The sequence below is a fragment of the Streptomyces sp. SS8 genome (genome assembly GCF_054072955.1).
Window position 1 is genome coordinate 110,426 of sequence record NZ_JBSVCZ010000011.1, and the last position, 15,532, is coordinate 125,957.

At 70.8% G+C, this 15,532-nt stretch carries 9 protein-coding genes and 1 tRNA gene; 2 read left to right on the forward strand and 8 right to left on the reverse strand.

Annotated elements, in window-relative coordinates; translation table 11 throughout:
• Positions 1-20 precede the first annotated feature (20 nt).
• A complete protein-coding gene (locus tag ACW69E_RS13290; RefSeq protein WP_457498414.1) occupies positions 21-620 on the forward strand; it encodes a DUF4352 domain-containing protein in 600 nt (199 codons plus the stop codon).
• 94 nt (positions 621-714) lie between these two features.
• Here the strand turns inward: ACW69E_RS13290 and ACW69E_RS13295 are convergent, their stop codons facing one another.
• From ACW69E_RS13295 to ACW69E_RS13330, 8 genes are all read right to left on the reverse strand, one after another.
• Positions 715-2,742 (reverse strand): CocE/NonD family hydrolase, encoded by a 2,028-nt coding sequence (locus ACW69E_RS13295; RefSeq protein ID WP_457498415.1) that lies wholly within the window; start codon positions 2,740-2,742, stop codon positions 715-717.
• 28 nt (positions 2,743-2,770) lie between these two features.
• Positions 2,771-4,096, reverse strand: a complete 1,326-nt coding sequence (locus tag ACW69E_RS13300) for an ATP-grasp domain-containing protein (protein ID WP_457498416.1) — start codon at positions 4,094-4,096, stop codon at positions 2,771-2,773.
• Positions 4,097-4,303: 207 nt separating this feature from the next.
• Positions 4,304-5,287 carry an aldo/keto reductase gene (locus ACW69E_RS13305; protein WP_457498417.1) on the reverse strand — a complete coding sequence of 328 codons (984 nt, stop codon included), beginning with the start codon at positions 5,285-5,287 and terminating at the stop codon, positions 4,304-4,306.
• Between the two features lie 117 nt (positions 5,288-5,404).
• Entirely contained in the window at positions 5,405-8,980 is a 3,576-nt protein-coding gene (gene mfd, locus ACW69E_RS13310) for a transcription-repair coupling factor (RefSeq protein WP_457498418.1), read from the reverse strand.
• A gap of 304 nt (positions 8,981-9,284) precedes the next feature.
• On the reverse strand, positions 9,285-11,861 hold the full coding sequence (locus ACW69E_RS13315) for an ABC transporter permease (RefSeq protein WP_457498419.1): 2,577 nt from the start codon (positions 11,859-11,861) through the stop codon (positions 9,285-9,287).
• Positions 11,858-12,646, reverse strand: a complete 789-nt coding sequence (locus ACW69E_RS13320; RefSeq protein ID WP_457498420.1) for an ABC transporter ATP-binding protein — start codon at positions 12,644-12,646, stop codon at positions 11,858-11,860. The genes ACW69E_RS13315 and ACW69E_RS13320 overlap by 4 nt, the downstream gene beginning before the upstream one ends.
• Before the next feature lie 480 nt (positions 12,647-13,126).
• Positions 13,127-13,198: transfer RNA gene (locus tag ACW69E_RS13325), tRNA-Gln, on the reverse strand.
• 11 nt (positions 13,199-13,209) lie between these two features.
• A complete protein-coding gene (locus ACW69E_RS13330; protein ID WP_457498421.1) occupies positions 13,210-13,905 on the reverse strand; it encodes a hypothetical protein in 696 nt (231 codons plus the stop codon).
• 179 nt (positions 13,906-14,084) lie between these two features.
• On the opposite strand from ACW69E_RS13330, the gene ACW69E_RS13335 reads away from it, so the two are divergent.
• Entirely contained in the window at positions 14,085-15,518 is a 1,434-nt protein-coding gene (locus tag ACW69E_RS13335) for a sensor histidine kinase (RefSeq protein ID WP_457498422.1), read from the forward strand.
• Positions 15,519-15,532 lie beyond the last annotated feature (14 nt).

The following is a 15,532-nucleotide window of genomic DNA, read 5'->3' on the forward strand; positions in this document are numbered from 1 at the left end:
CATGCCCGGAAGGTTCCCGCATGCCCGCACAGCAGTCCCGCACCGCCCGCAAGCGCCTGATCGCCGCCGCGGCCGTCGCCGTCCTCGCCATGGGTGGCCTGACCGCCTGCGGGGCGGCCGAGGAGCCGGCCGTCACCAAGGCCTCGTCCGGCGGTGACTCGAAGGGGGAGGACTCCAAGGACGCCGGGGACGCCAAGGACTCCGGGGCCGGGCAGGAGCGCGGGGACGGCCCGCTGTCCGCGGGCGACACCGCCTCCTACAGCAGCGGCCTGCGGATCACCGTCTCCGAGGCCTCCTCCTACACCCCGGGCGAGTACGCCCTCGGCCACACCGAGGGCAACAAGGCCCACCAGATCACCGTCACCCTGGAGAACACCGGCGACAAGAAGACCGACATCGGCCTGATCACCCTCTCCGCCCGCGCCGGCGAGAACGGTGTGGAGGCCGAGCAGGTCTTCGACGACGAGATCGGCTCCGGTTTCGAGGGCACCCTGCTGCCGGGCAGGAAGGCCACCGCGCGGTTCGCCTTCGACGCCCCCGCCAGTGCCGGGAACCTCGATGTCGAGGTCGACCTGCTGGACTTCACCACCGAGCCGGCCCAGTGGTCGCTCGAGCTCTGAGCCCCGGCACCCGGCTTCCCCTCCCCTCCCTCCCCTCCCTCCCGGCCCGGGAGAGCCCGGCCCGGGAGGGAGGGGAGGGGCGCGGTCGGCGCGGTCAGACGTGGTCGCGGGGCAGCGTCTCGTTCCAGGTGCGGGAGAACACCCGGCGCTCCCCCTCGTATCCGTCGAGGGTGGCGTCGAGCACGAACTCCTCCTCGGTGCAGCTGAGCACCGTGCGGGTCACCGTCCGCGCGTTCCAGTCGCCGCGCGAGAACTCCATCGTCCACTGCGACTCACCGCGCACCGAGGTGAAGTCGTCGGCCGCCGAGTCGTAGCGCTCGTAGGCGCGGCGGTGCACGTCCAGGTCGATGTCCTCGAAGTGGACCGTCCCGCCGTCCTTGACGATCTCCAGCGCCGACCCGTAGTCCACCAGATTCCGGGAGACCTCCCAGCGCTGCTCGGGCGGCTCGACCTGGCGGGTGCGGATCGGCTCGGCGCCCTCGGGCTCGCCGAACGGCTCCCCGGTCACCTCGTCGGACTCCGCCACCGGGCGCACCGGCAGCGTCAGGGAACTGCCGGGCGCGTACACGCTCAGCAGCGCCGGGCGCGGCGGCGGCCAGGCCAGCGGCCAGTACGACGTCGACAGCGACAGCCGGATGCGGTGGCCCGGCGGGAAGACCTGCGCCACACCGTTGAGCTGCACCGTCGCCCGGTAGCGGCGGCCGGGCTGAAGCGGCGCGGGCTCCGCCTCGTGGCCGCCCAGCCGGGTGAGGTTGAGCAGCCCGTAGGTGACGCGGGTGGCGCGGCCGTCGGGGGCCACGTCCGACAGACGGGCCGCGACCATCGCCACCGGCTCGCTCACCGACAGCTCCAGCTCCACGCTCGGCGCGCCCAGGACCTCCACCCGCTCGGTCAGCGGCTCGGTGTCGAAGACCATCGACCCGCCGTCCTCCTCTCGCTGGTCGTAGGGCAGGTCGGGCGGCGCGTTGTAGGAGGCCCACTTGCCGGCGAACTGGCCCACCGACAGCGGCGACTGCACCGTCAGCTCCGCCCGGTGCGGCTCCTCGTCCGGCCGGTGGAGGCGGTGCGCGCCCAGCGGCAGCACGGTCGGGGTGATGTGCGGCGACGGCCAGGACGGCTCGCCGACCCAGCGGCCGGGCCGCTCCTCGTACGAGGTCGACGGCGGCACGCTCTCCTGCATCCAGGCGCGCAGCATCGGCCCCTCCATCACCCCGTTGTCGGCGCCCTTGAGCCAGTGGTCCCACCAGCGCACCACCTCCTGGAGGTAGCCGACGGCCGGGCCCGGCTGCCCCAGGTGCGGGTACTTGTGCGACCACGGCCCGATCAGGCCCCTGCGGGGCACGTCCAGGTTCTGCAGCAGGCGCGTGACGGCGTTGGAGTAGCCGTCCGCCCAGCCGCTGGAGGCCAGCACCGGCACGTTCACCGCCGAGTAGTCCTCGCAGACCGAGGCGTGCCGCCAGTAGTCGTCGCGCCGCTGGTGGCGCAGCCACTCCAGCGCCCACGGCCGGGTGTTCTCCAGCCGCTCCAGCCACATCCCGCGCCACCGCTCGCCCACCAGCGCCGGGTCCGGCGGGCAGGTGCCGTAGGCGAACATCGTGCCCGCCTCGGCCAGGTTGTCCGACAGCAGGCAGCCGCCCATGTAGTGCATGTCGTCGGCGTACCGGTCGTCGGTGAAGGAGGAGATGACGATCGCCCCCAGGCTCGGCGGGCGGCGCGCGGCGACCTGGAGGGCGGCGAAGGCCCCCCAGGAGATGCCCATCATCCCCGTCCGCCCGTCGCACCAGGGCTGCTCGGCGAGCCAGGCCAGCACGTCCTCGGCGTCGGTCTGCTCCACCTCCAGGTACTCGTCGCGCAGCACCCCCTCGGACTCACCGGTGCCGCGGATGTCCACCCGCACGCAGGCGTAGCCGTGGCCCGCGATGTAGGGGTGGTGGATCGAGTCGCGCACCGAGGTCAGATCGCGCCTGCGGTAGGGGATGTACTCCAGCACCGCGGGCACCGGTTCGCCGTCGGAGGAGACCGGCCGCCAGATCCGGGCCGCCAGGCGGGTCCCGTCGGAGACGGGGATCCACACGTGCTCCTCTTCCTTGATCGCGTACGGCAGGCTGGTCACATGGCGCACGGCCGGACCACCTCCTCTCCCCGCCCGCTCAGGCGGCCTGCTCGGACTCGCTCCCGCTCTCCCGGCCGCCGTCCCCGCCGCTCTCCTCGGCGAACTCGAACGGCAGCATCGCCAGGCAGCGGTCGTACTTGGCCCGCATCTCCTCCTCGCTGTCGGCGCCGACGAAGACATGTGCCAGCTCGAAGCTGTAGCTGTCCTGGCCGGGCATGTCCGACAACCGCCGCCCCTCGCTCGGCTTGACGGTGATCCGCACACCGGGCACCTCGCGCTCCACGCGCTCGATCTCCTCGGCCGTCGGCACGCGTGTCACCAGCCCGTCGGCGAACTGGCGGTGGTACCACTTGGCGGCCACCGCGTAGGGGCCCGCCCGGTAGGGCAGGTCCGGGTCGCGGCCCATCGCCAGGCTGAGCATGGCGTGGTGGTTGGGCACGCCGTCGACGTACTCGAACAGCTCGGCGTGGGACTGCGAGTGGCGCGGGTTGATCTCCAGCAGGTTGATCTCGCCGGTGGCCGCGTCGTAGAAGTACTCGATGCTGAAGGTGGCCCAGTCCATGCCGATCTGCTCGATCACCCGCCTGGAGACGTCCCGCAGCCTCAGCTGCACCGGCTCGGGCAGGGAGGCGGGGTACTGGTGGCGCAGGAAGCAGGAGGTGCCGGGGTAGTTGATCGAGTCCAGCACGCCGTAGACGGTGACCTCGCCGTCGTACACATAGCCCTCGACGGCGGCCTGGACGCCCTTGAGGGACTCCTCGGCCAGGCATGCCTGCCCGCCGGCCTCGGCCACCTCCGGCGGAAGCTGGAGGCGCCGCATCACGTACTCGAAGGGCCGCCCGATACGGGTGATGCCCTCGCGGATCTCGGCCACCGCCGCCGCGAACTCCTCCTCGTCCTTCACCCCGAAGGCCAGCTCCGAGGAGTAGGACTTCACCGGCTTCAGCCACATCGGGAAACGCAGGCCCTCGGGCGGGCGGGGTTCACCCTCCAGGTCCACCAGCGCGAAACGCGGGTGCTCGTCGACGACCTTCCGCTGCTCCAGCCGGCTCCAGTACTTGTGCTCGCACTTGACCACCGACTCCAGGCTGGTGGCGCGCGTCCCGTAGCGCTCGGCCAGGATCGGCACCAGCGTGCTGACGGGGAAGTCCCAGTAGCCGACGATGGCGTCGATGCCGCCGTCGAACGCGTCCAGCTCCTTGCACGCCTTCTCCAGCAGGTCGGCCACCGGGATCTCGCCGTGCTGGAGCTCCTCGACGCTCAGCAGGGGGTGGAAGCGGTACTCCACCGCGTGCGGCACCGCGCGCAGCGTCTCGATGTTCTCCTCGTCCAGTCCGATGACGAAGACGTTCGCCTGGCTCACTGAAACAACTCCCTCGTGCCGGTTCCTCAGGAGTCCTTCCGGCTACCCGGGACAACAGTGAGCATTCACTCACACGGTGTCATCGGGGACCTTGGCGGAGACAAGCGGAGGTAAGGTGCCGACGGTGTGAAGAGGGAGAAAAGGGCGGCGGGGCCGGCCGCCATCCACTTCGGCCGGCCCCGCCGCCCGTCCACGGCGCGGGCACCCCTACCAGCGGTGGTGCACCTGCGCGCGGATCCTGCGGTCGTACAGGGCGGCGATCGCCTCCAGCGTCTGCCCCGGCAGCGGCGGCAGCCCGGCCGCCGCGGCGTTCGCCCGCGCCTGCCCGGTGCTGCGCGCACCGGGGATCACCGAGGTCACCCCCGGCTGCTGGATCACCCAGCGCAGCGCCGTCTGCGCCGGCGTCATCCCCTCCGGCGCCAGCCCGGCGAACTCCGCCGCCGCCGCAAGCCCCGTCTCGTAGTCCACGCCCGAGAACGTCTCGCCCTGGTCGAACGCCTCACCGTGCCGGTTGAAGCTGCGGTGGTCGTCCGGCGAGAACACCGTCTCGCGGGTGTAGCGGCCCGACAGCAGCCCCGAGGCCAGCGGCACCCGCGCGATGACGCCCACCCCCGCCTCGGCCGCCGCCGGAAGGACCTCCTCCACAGGCTTGAGCCGGAACGGGTTGAGGATGATCTGCACACTCGCCGTGCCCGGCCGCGCGATCGCCTCCAGCGCCTGCGCGCAGGTCTCCACACTCACCGCGTACGCCGCGATCCGCTTCTCCGCCACCAGGGTGTCCAGCGCGTCGAACACCTCGTCGGAGGAGTACACCTCGGACGGCGGGCAGTGCAGCTGGACCAGATCCAGGGTCTCCACGCCCAGGTTCGTGCGGGACCGGTCCGTCCAGGCCCGGAAGTTGGCCAGGTTGTAGTTGCCGGGCAGCTGGTCCACCCGGCGGCCCATCTTCGTCGCCACGAACACGTCCGCCCCCGGCCGCTCCGCCAGGAAACGGCCGATCAGCCGCTCACTGCGGCCGTCGCCGTACACGTCGGCGGTGTCGAAGAACGTCACCCCGGACTCCACCGCGGCGTCCAGCACCGCCAGCGCGTCCTCCTCGCGCACCTGCCCCCAGTCGGCACCCAGCTGCCAGGTGCCCAGTCCCACGACGGACACCTCGCGGCCCGTCCTGCCCAGTACTCGCTGCTCCATGACACCCGATCCTACGTTCCGGCCGGCCCGGCGAACCGGGCCGGTCCTCGCAGGTCACCGACTACGGGAACGCTCCCATGATCGGCTTCCGGAACAGCCCCCGCACCGGCCCGCCGGTCAGCCCAGCACCGTGGTCAGGAACTCTCCCGTCCACGCCAGCAGTTCGCGCCCCACCACCGGCTTCCCCCCGATCCGCGCCGTCGCCGGACGCGGCACCAGCACCTGCCGCGCCGCCGCCTTCACCACCGACCGCGGATACAGCCGCTTCAGCCGCAGCTCCTGCGACTCCCGCAGCTCCACCGGCCCGAACCGCACGTTCGAACCCTGCAGTGTGATGTCGGTGACCCTGAAGGAACGCGCCAGCATCCGCAGCCCCGCCACCAGCAGCAGGTTCTCCACCGGCTCCGGCAGCGGACCGTAGCGGTCGGCCAGCTCCTCGCGCACCGCCGCGATCTCCTCCTCCGAGTTCGCCGACGCGATCGCCCGGTACGCCTGCAACCGCAGCCGCTCCCCGGGCACGTAGTCGTGCGGCACATGCGCGTCCACCGGAAGCTCGATCCGCACCTCCAGCGGCGCCTCCTCCGCCGCGCCCCCGGAGCCACCGGACTCCAGCGCCGCCCGGTAGTCGGCCACCGCCTCCCCCACCATCCGCACGTACAGGTCGAAACCGACCCCCGCGATGTGGCCCGACTGCTCCCCGCCCAGCAGATTGCCCGCCCCTCGGATCTCCAGGTCCTTCATCGCCACGTACATGCCCGCGCCCATCTCCGTGTGCTGCGCGATCGTCGCCAGCCGCTCGTGCGCCGTTTCCGTCAGCGGCCTCTCCGGCGGATACAGGAAGTACGCGTACCCCCGCTCCCGGCCACGGCCCACCCGGCCCCGCAACTGGTGCAGCTGGGACAGCCCGAACATGTCCCCACGCTCCACGATCAGCGTGTTGGCGTTGGAGATGTCGATACCCGACTCCACGATCGTCGTGGAGACCAGCACATCGAACCTCTTCTCCCAGAAGTCCACCACCACCTTCTCCAGCGCCGCCTCCGACATCTGCCCGTGCGCCGTGGCGATCCGCGCCTCCGGAACGATCTGCCGCAGCCGCGCCGCCGCCCGGTCGATCGACTCCACCCGGTTGTGGATGTAGAACACCTGGCCCTCGCGCAGCAGCTCACGCCGGATCGCCGCACCGATCTGCCGCTCCTCGTACGGGCCCACGAACGTCAGCACCGGATGCCGCTCCTCCGGCGGCGTGGTGATCGTCGACATCTCCCGGATGCCCGTGACCGCCATCTCCAGCGTCCGCGGAATCGGCGTCGCCGACATCGTCAGCACATCCACGTTCGCCCGCAGCTTCTTCAACTGCTCCTTGTGCTCCACACCGAAACGCTGCTCCTCGTCGACGATCACCAGACCCAGGTCCTTGAACCTCGTCTCCGACGAGAACAGCCGGTGCGTGCCGATCACCACGTCCACCGAGCCGTCCCGCAACCCCTCCAGGACCGCCTTCGCCTCCGCCTCCGACTGGAACCGCGACAGCGCCCGCACCTTCACCGGAAACTGCGCGTACCGCTCCGAGAACGTCCCGAAATGCTGCTGCACCAGCAGCGTCGTCGGCACCAGCACGGCCACCTGCTTGCCGTCCTGCACCGCCTTGAACGCCGCCCGCACCGCGATCTCCGTCTTGCCGTAACCCACATCGCCGCAGATCAGCCGGTCCATCGGAACCGACTTCTCCATGTCCTCCTTCACCTCGGCGATCGTGGTCAGCTGATCGGGCGTCTCCACATACGGGAACGCGTCCTCCAGCTCCCGCTGCCACGGGGAATCCGCACCGAACGCGTGCCCCGGAGCGGCCATCCGCGCCGAGTACAGCCGGATCAGATCCGCGGCGATCTCCTTGACCGCCTTCTTCGCCCGCGCCTTCGTCTTCGTCCAGTCCGCACCCCCCAGCCGGTGCAGCGACGGCTGCTCACCACCCACGTACTTGGTGATCTGCTCCAGCTGGTCCGTCGGCACGAACAACCGGTCCCCCGGCTGCCCCCGCTTCGCCGGCGCGTACTCCACCAGCAGATACTCGCGCGTCGCACCCTGCACCGTGCGCTGCACCATCTCCACGTACCGGCCCACACCGTGCTGCTCGTGCACGATGTAGTCACCCGGCTGCAACGTCAGCGGATCGATCGTCTTGCGCCGCCGCGCCGGCATCCGCCCCAGATCCCGGCTCGCCGCCTTCTGACCGGACAGATCCGTCTCCGTCAGCACCGCCAGCCGCAGACCCGGATCGACGAACCCGCTCTCCAGCGTCCCGCACGACACATGCACCACCGACGGGGCGATCTCCCCCAGCTCCGGCTCCAGCCGCGCCGCGATCCCCTCACCCCCCAGCACCTCCACCGTGCGCGCCGCCGGACCGTGCCCCTCCGTCAGGAACACACACCGCCAGCCGTCCGCCAACCACCCCTTGGTGTCCGCCAGCGCCCGCGCCGTGTCCCCCCGGTAACTCTCCGGAGCCCGCATCCCCAGCGTCAGCGAATCCGCCCCCGGCCCCGCGTCCCCGGCCCCCCCGGCCTCCGCGGAACCCAGCGCGAAGGGACTCACCGACCACCACGGCATCCCCAGCTCACGCGCCCGGTCCCGCACATCCGCGATCCCCCACAGCGACGCCGCACCCACATCGACCGGCGCATCACCCCCACCCGCCGAAGCCGCCCACGACGCCTGCAGAAACTCCTGGCTGGTCGCCACCAGATCCGCCGCCCGCGTACGCACCCGCTCCGGATCGCACACCACCGCCATGCTCCCCGACGGCATCACGTCCAGCAGCAACTCCATGTCGTCCACCAGCACCGGCGCCAGGGACTCCATCCCCTCCACCGCGACACCCTCGGCGATCTTCCCCAGCAGCTCGCCCAGCTCCGGATGCGCCCCGGCCAGCTCCGCCGCCCGCGCCCGCACCTGATCCGTCAGCAGCAGCTCACGGCACGGCGGCGCCCACAACCCGTGCTCCGCCACCTCCAGCGACCGCTGATCGGCCACCTTGAAGTAACGGATCTCCTCGACCTCGTCCCCCCAGAACTCCACCCGCAGCGGATGCTCCTCCGTCGGCGGGAACACATCCAGAATCCCGCCCCGGACGGCGAACTCACCCCGCTTCTCCACCAGCTCCACCCGCGCGTACGCCGCCGCCCCCAGCGCGTCCACCACCGCGTCCAGCTCCACCTGCTGCCCCGCACGCAGCCCCACCGGCTCCAGGTCCCCCAGACCCTTCACCTGCGGCTGCAGCACCGACCGCACCGGAGCCACCACCACACTCACCGGCCCCGCCGACGGATCGTCCGCACTCGGATGCGCCAGCCTGCGCAACACCGCCAGCCTGCGCCCCACCGTGTCCGACCTGGGCGAGAGCCGCTCATGCGGCAGCGTCTCCCACGCCGGGAACTCCACCACCTCGCCCTCCCGGCCCGACGGCATCAGCGACCGCAGCGCCGAAGCCAGATCCTCCGCCTCACGCCCCGTCGCCGTCACCGCCAGCACCGGACGCCCCGACGACCGCGCCAGCGCCGCCACCACGAACGGCCGCGCCGCCGGCGGACCCACCAGATCCACCTCGCGCCGACGCCCCTCCGCAGCGGCCCGCACCGCCTCCGCCAGCGCCGGATCCACCACGACCGCATCAAGAAGACCGGTGAGACTCATCGAGACGTTCCATCCCAGAGGCTGGACAACAAAGGCACCCGCACCGGCGCCCCGGACAACACCAACAACCCGACACGCCGAGCGGGCCGGGGGTCCCAGCCTACGACGACCGGCACCCCCCTGCCCCGCCCTTCCACCACCCGCCCAGCCCCCGAGCCGCCACCACCGGCCGCCGCCCGGACCACCCCGGACCACCCCCGCCCACCCGCACAGCACCGCGGCCCGGCCCCGGCAGGCGCACACCGCACCCACCGCGACCGGGCCGCAGCACAAACCCCGCAGACCCCCTACCGACCACCCCCGCCTACTCCGTGGCGATCGCGTTCAGCACATTCATCCGGCCCGCCCGGAACGCCGGCACCAAAGCCGCCACCAGACCCACCACCGCGGCACCGAAGAACACACCCACGATCGTCGGCCACGGCACCTCGAGCACCTTCAGCCCCTCCAGCGCCAGCAGCCGCTGCGCCGCCACACCCCAGCCCAGGCCCAGCCCCAGACCCAGCAGCGCACCGAACAGAGCGATCACCACCGACTCCAGCCGGATCATCCGCCGCAACTGCCGCCGCGACAGCCCGATCGCCCGCATCAGACCGATCTCACGCGTCCGCTCCACCACCGACAGCGCCAGCGTGTTCACCACACCCAGCACCGCCACCACGATCGCCAGCGCCAGCAGCCCGTAGACCATGTTGAGCAACTGCCCCACCTGGTCCTCCAGCAGCTCCTTGTAATCCGCCTGATTACGGACCTCGTACTGCGGAAACGCCTCCAGCTCCCCCTTCAGAGCCGCGTACGCCGCATCCTCCCGGCCCTCCTCCGCCTTCGCGAACAACATCATGTTCAGCGGCATCCGGTCCTCGGGCACATACCGCTCGGCCGTCGCCGTGCTCAGGTACATCGCGCCCTGGTCCACACTCGTGTCCGCCGCCGTGATCGCCCGCACCACCAGCTCAGCCGTACCACCGGCCGCGAAATCCACCTCGACCCGGTCACCGACCTCCACACCGTGCGCCTTCGCGAAGTCCTCCGGCACCGACATCGAATCCCGCTCGTACGCCGCCGGCAGCTCACCCGCCACCGTCTCCACCCGCAGATCCTCGGCATACGTCGCGGAAGCCGCCGTCACCGACTCCTTCACCGTCTCACCGTCCGGCCCCGTCAGCCGCGCCTCCAGCCACCGGTACTCGGTCACATGCGCCACGCCCTCCGTGGCACGCACCCGCTCCACGACCTCCGGCACCACCGGCTGCCCCGCACCCGACATCAGAATGAAGTCCGCCCCCACCGACCGGTCCAGCTCGTCACCGGCCGACGCCACCAAGGACGCACCCACCACCGACAACGACGACACCAGCGCCAGCCCGATCATCAGCGCCGCACCCGTCGCCCCCGTACGACGCGGATTGCGCAGCGCGTTCCGCTCCGCCAGCCGCCCCACCGGACCGAACACCCGCAGCACCACCGCGCCCAGAGCCCGCACCACACCGCCCGCCAGCAGCGGACCGATCAGCACGAAACCCACCAGCGTCAGCACCACACCCAAGCCCAGGAACAACGACCCGCCGGCGGCCTCGTCCGACCCCGCCGCCACCACCAGCGCACCCGCACCGGCCAGCGTCAGCACCAGACCCGCACCCGAACGGACCCGGCCCACCCGGCCCCCCGCCGCAGGCAGCCCGTCATCCCGCAACGCCGCCATCGGCGACACCCGGCCCGCACGCCGCGCCGGAAGATACGCCGCCAGCACCGTCACCACGACACCCAGCACCACACCGACCACCGGCGTGACCCACCGCAGCGTCAGATCGTCCGTGCTCAGATTCATGCCCACCAGGCCCATGAGCTCCATCAGCCCCACGGCCAGGCCCACACCGGCGGCCACACCCACCACCGAGCCCAGCACACCCAGCAGCACCGCCTCCACCAGCACCGACCGGTTCACCTGCCGACGGCTCGAACCGATCGCCCGCATCAGACCGATCTCACGCGTCCGCTGCGCCACCAGCATCGAGAACGTGTTCACGATCAGGAACACACCCACCAGCAACGCGATCCCCGCGAAACCCAGCAGCGCGTACTTGATCACATCCAGGAACGACCCGATCTCGTCCTGACTCTCCGCCGCGTACTCCTCCTGCGTCCGGACCTTGTACTCCCCCGAACCCAGCGCCGCGACGACACGCTCCTTCAACTCCTCGTCGCTCACACCCCCGGCCGCCATCACATACACGTCCGTGAAGGCGTCCGGATCCCCCAGCAGCCTCTCCTGCACCGTGCCGGTGTCGAAATACACAACCGTCGCGCCCGGATTCGTCGACCTGAACGCCGCCACACCCACGATCTCGGACCGGAAGTCACCCAGCGCCGAGATCGTCCGCAGCTCCTCACCCAGCTCCAGACCGTGCCTGTCGGCCGTATCCGCGTCGACCATCACCTCACCCGGACCACGCGGCAGCCGGCCCTCGGTGATCTCCATCGACCTCTCGTCGATGGAAGTCCAGTTGCTCGCGATCGTCGGCGCACCCGTCGACGACCCCATGCTCTCGTTCTCGGCGTTCACCACCGTCACACCCGTGCTGAACGCACCACCCGAGACCGAGGAAACCCCCTCGACCCCCTCGAGCTCCTCCACCAGCGAACCCGGCACCGTCACCGGCCGCCCCGTCGCCGGAGTCTCGCCGTCCCCCGCGCCCTTCGACGAAACCGTCACATCCGCGGCCGTCTGCGAGAACAACCGGTCGAACGTCGTGTTCATCGTGTCCGTGAACACCAGCGTCCCGCACACGAACGCCACCGACAGCACCACCGCGACACCGCTCAGCAGCATCCGGCCCTTGTGCGCCACGAAATTCCGCAGCGAAGTCCTCAGAACAGTCATGACACCCGCCCGAACGTGTCGAACGCCTTCATCCGGTCCAGCACAGCCTCCGCCGACGGCCGCAGCATCTCGTCCACGATGCGCCCGTCCGCCAGATACAACACCCGATCCGCGTAACCCGCCGCCACCGGGTCGTGCGTCACCATCACGATCGTCTGCCCCAGCTCGTCCACCGAACGCCGCAGGAAACCCAGCACCTCCGCACCCGCACGCGAGTCGAGGTTGCCGGTCGGCTCGTCGCCGAAGATGATCTCCGGCCGGGCGGCCAGGGCCCGGGCGACCGCCACACGCTGCTGCTGGCCGCCGGAGAGCTGGTTGGGGCGGTGCTTGAGCCGGCCCGACAGGCCCACCGTCTCCACCACGCGGTCCAGCCACTCCCGCTCGGGCTTGCGGCCGGCGATGTCCATGGGCAGCGTGATGTTCTCCAGCGCCGTCAGCGTGGGCAGCAGATTGAACGCCTGGAAGATGAAACCGATCTTGTCCCGGCGCAGTTGGGTCAGCTTCTTCTCCTTCAGCCCCGTGATCTCGGTCTCACCGATCCACGCCTGCCCCGACGACACCGCGTCCAGCCCCGCAAGGCAGTGCATCAGCGTCGACTTGCCCGAACCCGACGGGCCCATGATCGCCGTGAACGCCCCCCGCGCGATGTCCACGTCCACCCGGTCCAGCGCCACCACACGCGTCTCGCCGGCGCCGTAGGCCTTGACGACCTGCCGCGCCCGCGCGGCAACAGCCGTACTTCCTCCACTGCCCCCGGTCCTGGGATTCACTACAGCCGTTGTCACGGTATATCTCCTATATCAACTGTCATCGACCGCGCCGGACCGGGGCCTCCCCGAAGCCCTCGGCGCCGGCCGGCACCGAACTGACTGGGTCCTGCTCTGGGTCCTGCTCTGGGTCCTGCTCTGGGTCTGGTCTGGATCTGATCCGGGTCTTGCTCCGGCTTACGCGAAGAGCCTGCCGCGCCCGGCCCGGCACCGCGATGGTGCGCGGTGCCGTATACGTACGGGGGCCAGCACCACCCCACCCGTGCGGCACCCTGCACCAAGCAGCCTAGGGAGCGATCCGCCCGCCCTCGTCCTGCCAGGGGACGAGCCACGGGTAGGAGGAAGGGGGTACCACCCCCTAGGGGACTCGGCCCCGAGGATGCCCTTTCCCCTTACGTCAATCTCAACCCGGCGTGGGCCCGCCGGGCCGTCGGGGCCGCTCGCGGATACGACGAAGGGCCCCGACCGGTGGTCGGGGCCCTTCATTCGAACTTTGAGCTCCCCCGCCAGGACTCGAACCTGGAATGATCGGACCAAAACCGATAGTGTTGCCAATTACACCACAGGGGACAGTAAAAGCCTTAATTCGGACATCCTTCCCGGCTGCCCGAACCGGCCTCCACCACTATGCCGTACCACCAGCCTTCGATGCGACGGTAAAGGTCGGCACTGCCGAGAACCCTCACCGTAAGGCAGCCGTGATACGCCTCGCCGGTGTTCTTGCGCACCGTCACGGGGTTGTGCTTCTTGAGCGTGGTCCCCTCCAATGCGGTCACGTCCACACCAACGAGGTCAGCCCAGTAACGCTCGGCCCGCTCGACATCCGCCGACTCGTGGATCATGACACGGAAGCGCAACCGCTCCGGCTCCACACCGAGCAGCGCCAACCACCTCAGGTACAGCGTGATCATCCCTGGGTCGCTGTTCACGAAGACGACCCGCTCATCAAGGCGGTACGGCTTGCTCTTCGTCCCTTCGGCCCAGTAAAGGCCGACCCCTACCAGGAACAGCTCCCGGTCCGTCATATGACCGATCTCGTTGGCCGCCCTCGCCTTCGTCTGCTGCCGCAAGACCTCCTGCTTACGCCGGTAAGGCTCCCAACGCGCCTCCGCCATCGCGCGGGCGTGCTCCGCACGCCTCGGCCTCGGCAGATCCCGCACCCACAGCGACACCGAGCTCTTCGACACCCCCAGCTCCGCCACGATCTCGTCGTATGTGCGGCCCGCGCGGCGCAGGGCGCGGGCGCGCTCCTTCATCTCCGTCTTGGCTTGAACCATGGCGCCATCCTGGACCCGTAAAAGCGTGCGTGGTTCGAAAATCCGGATGATTCAGTGGTTCGGGTGAAAAGTATCTTTTTCATCACCGTGCATGTCATCACGCCTGCCGACAGGCACGCGTTTCCCCGCGTGCGGAACCACCCCGAAAACCCCTGGCGGCCGGTCGTAGGCTGGGCGGTATGACCGAGACGGGGGAAAGTGTCAAAGCCCGTGACCAGGGTGACGCGCCTCGGGGGCCGCTGTGGTGGACGCGGCGTCGGAGTGCGGCGCTGGATGTGGGGCTCGCGCTGGTGTCGGGTGCGGAGTGCGCGGCGCAGGGGGTTCCGTTCGCGCGTGAGGCCGGCATTCCGGTGGGTTTGGCGGTGGCGCTGGGTGCGCTGGCGGGGTTGTCGCTGGTGTTGCGGCGGCGGTGGCCGATCGCGGTGGTGCTGGTGGCGATCGCGGTCACTCCGGCGCAGATGGGTGTCGTGCTGGGGACGGTGGGGCTGTACACGCTGGCGGCGTCGGATGTGCCGCGGCGGATCATCGCCCTGCTGGCCGGTATGCAGGGGCTGGGGTCGCTGATCGTGGCGACCGTGGAGCTTCAGCGGAGTGTGGTGCGGGACGACTACGGCTATGACCCGCCGGTGTGGTTCGTTCCGCTGGTGTCTGTGCTGATGTCGGTGGGTGTGACGGCCCCTCCGGTGCTGCTGGGGCTGTATGTGGGGGCGCGGCGGCGGCTGGTGGAGAGTCTGCGGGAGCGTGCGGACGGTCTGGAGCGGGAGTTGTCGCTGCTGGCGGATCGTGCGGAGGAGCGTGCGGAGTGGGCGCGCAACGAGGAGCGGACGCGGATCGCGCGGGAGATGCACGATGTGGTGGCGCACCGGGTGAGTCTGATGGTGGTGCACGCGGCGGCGTTGCAGGCGGTGGCGCGGAAGGATCCGGAGAAGGCGTCGCGGAACGCGGTGTTGATCGGTGACATGGGGCGGCAGGCGCTGACGGAGTTGCGGACGATGCTGGGTGTGCTGCGGGCGCATGAGGCGAAGCCGTCGGGGTCCGCGCAGGTGTCGGGGGATGTGCCGGGGGCCGGGCCGACGGGGTCGGCGGGGGCTGTGGGGGCGGAGCGGCCGTTGGCGCGGGTGGCGGAGGCCGCGGAGGTGGCCGCGGCGTCCGCGGACCGGGGCCCGATGGGGGGTTCGGCGGGGCCGGACGGTCCGGGGGAGGGTTCCGGGGAGTCCGGTGGTCCGTGTCTGCGTGAGCTGGAGGCGCTGGTGGGGCAGTCGCGGGCGGCGGGGATGTCGGTGGAGTTGTCGGTGGAGGGGGAGGTGCGTTCGTATGCGTGGCGGGTGGAGCAGACGGCGTACCGGGTGGTTCAGGAGGCGTTGACGAACGTGCACAAGCATGCGGCGGGTGCGCGTACGCGGGTGCGGTTGGCGCGTCGTGAGCGTGAGGTGGCGGTGCTGGTGGAGAACGAGGCGCCGGCGGAGGGTGTGCGGGGTGCGGGGTTGCCCAGTGGGGGCAACGGTCTGGTGGGGATGCGTGAGCGGGTGGCGGCGCTGGGTGGGGGGTTTGTGTCGGGGCCGACGGAGGCGGGGGGTTTCCGGGTGTCGGCGGTGATTCCGGACCGGGGCTGAGGCCGGGGCGGGCC

Coding starts and splice junctions, on each gene's coding strand:
- ACW69E_RS13305 (WP_457498417.1), bottom strand. CDS start 5,287: ATGGAGCAGCGAGTACTGGGCAGGACGGGCCGCGAGGTGTCCGTCGTG.
- ACW69E_RS13315 (WP_457498419.1), bottom strand. CDS start 11,861: ATGACTGTTCTGAGGACTTCGCTGCGGAATTTCGTGGCGCACAAGGGC.
- ACW69E_RS13330 (WP_457498421.1), bottom strand. CDS start 13,905: ATGGTTCAAGCCAAGACGGAGATGAAGGAGCGCGCCCGCGCCCTGCGC.
- ACW69E_RS13335 (WP_457498422.1), top strand. CDS start 14,085: ATGACCGAGACGGGGGAAAGTGTCAAAGCCCGTGACCAGGGTGACGCG.
- mfd (WP_457498418.1), bottom strand. CDS start 8,980: ATGAGTCTCACCGGTCTTCTTGATGCGGTCGTGGTGGATCCGGCGCTG.
- ACW69E_RS13290 (WP_457498414.1), top strand. CDS start 21: ATGCCCGCACAGCAGTCCCGCACCGCCCGCAAGCGCCTGATCGCCGCC.